This window comes from Oleiphilus sp. HI0080 (assembly GCF_001635135.1).
Genome location: NZ_LWFU01001212.1, coordinates 1 through 5787 on the forward strand (window position 1 = coordinate 1; position 5787 = coordinate 5787).

Here is a 5787-nt window from a genome sequence, read left to right on the forward strand (position 1 = left end):
GAAATATTGGCTATATAAGTACCTGGTTTTGTTGATGACTTTTTGCTGATTTAATGGCTTCAAAAAATAAATCAGAAACTTCAAAAAAGTCGTTGACAAGAATGTGAGGCTCTGTAGAATACGCGCCTCGCTTGAGGGAACGAAGCAGTTCGTCAAGCACCGATCTTTAAAAATTAACCAAGCAATTCGTGTGGGCGCTGACTGAGATGATGTCACGTTAAAGCTTTGAAGTTCTTAGGAATTTCTAGCTATTAAGAGATTGTCAAGTCAACGTTCTGTGAATTCATTTATTGTAAACAGTAATTGTTTTATACAGTAGTTTTACTTGAGCAAAATTTAGATTCCTTTTGGAATCACTTGAGAGATTAAACTGAAGAGTTTGATCATGGCTCAGATTGAACGCTGGCGGCAGGCTTAACACATGCAAGTCGAGCGGTAACAGATCTAGCTTGCTAGATGCTGACGAGCGGCGGACGGGTGAGTAACGCGTAGGAACCTGCCCAGTAGTGGGGGATAGCCCGGTGAAAACCGGATTAATACCGCATACGCTCTACGGAGGAAAGGGGGCTTCGGCTCTCGCTATTGGATGGGCCTGCGTGAGATTAGCTAGTTGGTGAGGTAATGGCTCACCAAGGCGACGATCTCTAGCTGGTCTGAGAGGATGATCAGCCACACTGGGACTGAGACACGGCCCAGACTCCTACGGGAGGCAGCAGTGGGGAATATTGCACAATGGGCGCAAGCCTGATGCAGCCATGCCGCGTGTGTGAAGAAGGCTTTCGGGTTGTAAAGCACTTTCAGTTGTGAGGAAAAGTTAGTCGTTAATACCGGCTAGCCTTGACGTTAGCAACAGAAGAAGCACCGGCTAACTCAGTGCCAGCAGCCGCGGTAATACTGAGGGTGCAAGCGTTAATCGGAATTACTGGGCGTAAAGCGCGCGTAGGCGGCTTGTTAAGCCAGATGTGAAAGCCCCGGGCTCAACCTGGGAACTGCATTTGGAACTGACTCGCTAGAGTACAGTAGAGGGTGGTGGAATTTCCAGTGTAGCGGTGAAATGCGTAGAGATTGGAAGGAACATCAGTGGCGAAGGCGGCCACCTGGACTGATACTGACGCTGAGGTGCGAAAGCGTGGGGAGCAAACAGGATTAGATACCCTGGTAGTCCACGCCGTAAACGATGTCTACTAGCCGTTGGGAAACTTGATTTCTTAGTGGCGCAGCTAACGCACTAAGTAGACCGCCTGGGGAGTACGGCCGCAAGGTTAAAACTCAAATGAATTGACGGGGGCCCGCACAAGCGGTGGAGCATGTGGTTTAATTCGATGCAACGCGAAGAACCTTACCTGGTCTTGACATCCTGCGAACTTTCTAGAGATAGATTGGTGCCTTCGGGAACGCAGTGACAGGTGCTGCATGGCTGTCGTCAGCTCGTGTTGTGAAATGTTGGGTTAAGTCCCGTAACGAGCGCAACCCTTATCCTTATTTGCCAGCACTTCGGGTGGGAACTCTAAGGAGACTGCCGGTGACAAACCGGAGGAAGGTGGGGACGACGTCAAGTCATCATGGCCCTTACGACCAGGGCTACACACGTGCTACAATGGCAAGTACAAAGGGACGCTAAGCCGCGAGGTGGAGCTAATCCCAGAAAACTTGTCGTAGTCCGGATTGGAGTCTGCAACTCGACTCCATGAAGTCGGAATCGCTAGTAATCGTGAATCAGAATGTCACGGTGAATACGTTCCCGGGCCTTGTACACACCGCCCGTCACACCATGGGAGTGGATTGCACCAGAAGTAGTTAGTCTAACCTTCGGGAGGACGATTACCACGGTGTGGTTCATGACTGGGGTGAAGTCGTAACAAGGTAGCCCTAGGGGAACCTGGGGCTGGATCACCTCCTTAAACGAAACGGACTCATTTTGGTCAGAGTTCACACGAATTGCTTGGTTGGTATTTAGAGAGCGAAAGGGCATAGGCCCTAGAAGGCCTGTAGCTCAGGTGGTTAGAGCGCACCCCTGATAAGGGTGAGGTCGGCAGTTCAAGTCTGCCCAGGCCTACCAATTTTCCATTATGCTTCGTTAACGCATTGCTCACGTACTGTTAGTACGCGACGCAAGACGTTCCTCGCCTAATAGAAAATATACCTTATTAAGGTTTGCAAAAACCGCTGTAAATTGGGGCTATAGCTCAGCTGGGAGAGCGCCTGCCTTGCACGCAGGAGGTCAGCAGTTCGATCCTGCTTAGCTCCACCAATTTCTTCTGCTCATAACTAAAATTATTCGATAAAGGCGTTGGCTTTTGTTGAGTTGTTTTAGTTCTGATCAGAGATCAGAAAGCTCTTTAACAATTTGGAATGTGATAGTAGAAAGGCATTGTTAGTAGTTGTGATGACTATTGATGGTGCAATGCTAAATACTATGTGCCCATCACTATCAGCGATGGTGTATGTAGTATGGATAATGTAAGAAATGAGATTCATATCAAGCGTTATCCGGCGAAAACGTTACGATTTGGTCGTTATATGACTCGAGACTAGGATGGTAAAAGGTCGTCCTGGAGGACTCTTTGGGTTATATAGTCAAGCGACTAAGCGCATACGGTGGATGCCTTGGCAGTCAGAGGCGATGAAGGACGTAGAAACCTGCGATAAGCGTTGGTAAGCTGGTAAACGAGCTTTGACCCAACGATTTCCGAATGGGGAAACCCATCCGTCATAAGGCGGATATCCTGCACTGAATACATAGGTGTAGGAAGCGAACCCGGAGAACTGAAACATCTAAGTACCCGGAGGAAAAGAAATCAACCGAGATTCCCCTAGTAGCGGCGAGCGAACGGGGAGTAGCCGATGGTTGTTGTGTTAGTGGAATGCTCTGGAAAGTGCAGCAATAGAGGGTGATAGCCCCGTACACGAAGACACAGCGATCACATATTAAGTAGGACGGGACACGTGTTATCTTGTCTGAAGATGGGGGGACCATCCTCCAAGGCTAAATACTCCTGACTGACCGATAGTGAACCAGTACCGTGAGGGAAAGGCGAAAAGAACCCCTGTGAGGGGAGTGAAATAGATCCTGAAACCGTATGCGTACAAGCAGTGGGAGCAGACTTGTTCTGTGACTGCGTACCTTTTGTATAATGGGTCAGCGACTTAATTTTAGTAGCAAGGTTAACCGTATAGGGGAGCCGTAGGGAAACCGAGTCTTAATAGGGCGCATAGTTGCTAGGATTAGACCCGAAACCGAGTGATCTATCCATGAGCAGGTTGAAGGTTAGGTAACACTGACTGGAGGACCGAACCCACTGTCGTTGAAAAGCCAGGGGATGACTTGTGGATAGGAGTGAAAGGCTAATCAAACTCGGAGATAGCTGGTTCTCCTCGAAAGCTATTTAGGTAGCGCCTCGTGTATCACCATAGGGGGTAGAGCACTGTTTGGGCTAGGGGGTCATCCCGACTTACCAACCCCATGCAAACTCCGAATACCTATGAGTGCGAGCACGGGAGACACACTGCGGGTGCTAACGTCCGTTGTGGAGAGGGCAACAACCCAGACCGCCAGCTAAGGTCCCAAATTCATAGTTAAGTGGGAAACGATGTGGGAAGGCTTAGACAGCTAGGAGGTTGGCTTAGAAGCAGCCATCCTTTAAAGAAAGCGTAATAGCTCACTAGTCGAGTCGGCCTGCGCGGAAGATTTAACGGGGCTCAAACTATGAACCGAAGCTGCGGATATAGATTTATCTATATGGTAGAGGAGCGTTCTGTAAGCCGTTGAAGGTGAATCGAGAGGTTTGCTGGAGGTATCAGAAGTGCGAATGCTGACATGAGTAACGATAAGGGGAGTGAAAAACTTCCCCGCCGGAAGACCAAGGGTTCCTGCGCAACGCTAATCGGCGCAGGGTGAGTCGGCCCCTAAGGCGAGGCTGAGAAGCGTAGTCGATGGGAAACAGGTTAATATTCCTGTACTTCTTTATATTGCGATGGAGAGACGGAGAAAGCTAGGCCAGCATGGCGATGGTTGTCCATGTTTAAGGTTGTAGGCTGGGGGATTAGGCAAATCCGGTCCCCTAAGGCTGAGAACTGATGACGAGATCCTACGGGATTGAAGTGGTTGATGCTCTGCTTCCAGGAAAAACTTCTAAGCTTCAGATATAAAGAAACCGTACCCCAAACCGACACAGGTGGTCAGGTAGAGAATACCAAGGCGCTTGAGAGAACTCGGGTGAAGGAACTAGGCAAAATGGTACCGTAACTTCGGGAGAAGGTACGCTGCTGCCGGTGATGGGACTTGCTCCCTAAGCTAGCGGCAGTCGAAGATACCAGTTAGCTGCGACTGTTTATTAAAAACACAGCACTCTGCAAACTCGAAAGAGGACGTATAGGGTGTGACACCTGCCCGGTGCCGGAAGGTTAATTGATGGGGTTAGCGTATGCGAAGCTCTTGATCGAAGCCCCGGTAAACGGCGGCCGTAACTATAACGGTCCTAAGGTAGCGAAATTCCTTGTCGGGTAAGTTCCGACCTGCACGAATGGTGTAACGATGGCTAAGCTGTCTCCACCCGAGACTCAGTGAAATTGAAATCGCTGTTAAGATGCAGCGTATCCGCGGCTAGACGGAAAGACCCCGTGAACCTTTACTACAGCTTCACAGTGAACTTTGAGCCTACTTGTGTAGGATAGGTGGGAGGCTTTGAAACATGCACGCCAGTGTGTGTGGAGCCATCCTTGAAATACCACCCTGGTATGTTTGAGGTTCTAACTCAGGTCCATTATCTGGATCGAGGACACTGTGTGGTGGGTAGTTTGACTGGGGCGGTCTCCTCCCAAAGAGTAACGGAGGAGCACGAAGGTGGGCTAAGCATGGTCGGACATCATGCGGTTAGTGTAATGGCATAAGCCCGCTTAACTGCGAGACAGACACGTCGAGCAGGTACGAAAGTAGGTCATAGTGATCCGGTGGTTCTGTATGGAAGGGCCATCGCTCAACGGATAAAAGGTACTCCGGGGATAACAGGCTGATACCGCCCAAGAGTTCACATCGACGGCGGTGTTTGGCACCTCGATGTCGGCTCATCACATCCTGGGGCTGAAGCCGGTCCCAAGGGTATGGCTGTTCGCCATTTAAAGTGGTACGCGAGCTGGGTTTAGAACGTCGTGAGACAGTTCGGTCCCTATCTGCCGTGGACGTTGGAAAATTGAGAAGAGCTGCTCCTAGTACGAGAGGACCGGAGTGGACGAACCTCTGGTGTTCGGGTTGTCATGCCAATGGCATTGCCCGGTAGCTATGTTCGGACAGGATAACCGCTGAAGGCATCTAAGCGGGAAGCCCCCTTCAAGATAAGTTTTCCCTGATTCCTTGAGAATCCTAAAGGGCCCTTAAAGACTATGAGGTTGATAGGCTGGGTGTGTAAGCGTTGTGAGGCGTTGAGCTAACCAGTACTAATTGCCCGTGAGGCTTGACTATATAACGCCAAAGACGCTTCGAGAGAAGTCTCTGGTGTAAAGTCCAGATCGAACGAAAGACGGATAACGAAATGATGTGAGTCGAACATCATCCAAGCGCTACTATCGCTTCCAATGTTAAAGACAACAGCAGAATTAAGTGTTGGTGATCAGTGATGGTCTTCAACCAGAGTTTTGCCTGACGACCATAGAGAACTGGAACCACCTGATCCCATCCCGAACTCAGAAGTGAAACGGTTCATCGCCGATGGTAGTGTGGGAGGTCCCATGTGAGAGTAGGTCATCGTCAGGCTTTAATCAGAAACCCCAGCAGACACCCTGCTGGGGTTT

At 49.8% G+C, this 5787-nt stretch carries 2 tRNA genes and 3 rRNA genes; all 5 read left to right on the top strand.

Annotation, left to right across the window (positions count from 1 at the left end):
* The first annotated feature begins 367 nt into the window (after window positions 1-367).
* The 5 genes from A3751_RS21220 to rrf all read left to right on the top strand — a co-directional run bounded on the left by A3751_RS21220 (window position 368) and on the right by rrf (window position 5749).
* A 16S ribosomal RNA gene (locus A3751_RS21220) occupies window positions 368-1901 on the top strand.
* A gap of 81 nt (window positions 1902-1982) precedes the next feature.
* Window positions 1983-2059 (top strand) — tRNA-Ile (locus A3751_RS21225).
* 116 nt (window positions 2060-2175) lie between these two features.
* A tRNA-Ala gene (locus A3751_RS21230) sits at window positions 2176-2251 on the top strand.
* A 324-nt stretch (window positions 2252-2575) separates the two neighbouring features.
* Window positions 2576-5458 (top strand): 23S ribosomal RNA (locus tag A3751_RS21235).
* Window positions 5459-5634: 176 nt separating this feature from the next.
* Window positions 5635-5749 (top strand): 5S ribosomal RNA (gene rrf, locus A3751_RS21240).
* The 16S, 23S and 5S rRNA genes sit together here with 2 tRNA genes alongside, the layout of an rRNA operon.
* Window positions 5750-5787 lie beyond the last annotated feature (38 nt).